Genomic DNA, 697 nt, shown 5'->3' with positions numbered 1-697 from the left:
GTCCAATGCCACCGCAACACGCTCTTGTCGATCCGGTAAATAGCTACAAGGATGGTTGTTGGTTAACCCAATTCGAATGTGTTGTAGATCTGTGCTCATGATTCTGAATCCTGCAAAACTTGGGGCGTAAAGGTGTCAGAAGCCGTTTGCTTTTCTCTTAAAGATAGTAGCTTTTGTATGAATTCGTCTCGGTCAAGCTCAAATGCGCCGAGGGATGCCAAGTGCGGGTTCATCACCTGACAATCTATTAATTGACCATGCTTTGACGCCAAATGCGTGCACAAATACCACAATGCGATTTTTGATGCGTTGTCTTTCAAACTGAACATGGACTCACCACAAAAAAGTTGACCCACGCTAATGCCGTATAAACCGCCAACAAGCGTGTTGTCATGCCATACTTCTACTGAGTGGCAATGCCCTAGGTTGGATAGCTGAATATAAGCGGCTTGCATCTCTTCATTCAGCCATGTTTCATCTGCTGGCCGTGTCGACGAGCAAAGTTGAATGACGTGCTCAGTCGCTTGATTTATAGTGACTTTATATTGATGCTTGCGCTGAAACTTTTTAAGACTTTTTGATGGCTTAAACGTTAAAGGATCAAACACCGCACGTGGCGAAGGACTCCACCATAAAATGGGTTCTCCTGGACCATACCAAGGGAAAATACCTTGGTAGTAGCCACTCAAAATTCTAT

The 697-nt window shown here is 44.5% G+C and carries 1 protein-coding gene and 1 pseudogene; both read right to left on the bottom strand.

The features are described from left to right. Window positions 1-99: pseudogene (locus tag R7190_RS27575) on the bottom strand (arginyltransferase); the annotation flags it as partial. Continuing rightward, on the bottom strand, window positions 96-697 hold a 602-nt coding region (gene aat / locus R7190_RS27570), incomplete at its 5' end, for a leucyl/phenylalanyl-tRNA--protein transferase (protein WP_318137895.1). The pseudogene R7190_RS27575 and the gene aat, both read right to left, overlap by 4 nt.

It is taken from the genome of Vibrio sp. 1078-1 (assembly GCF_033340475.1).
The sequence above is the reverse complement of the archived record's forward strand: the minus strand, read 5'-3'. Positions and strand labels throughout refer to the sequence as shown.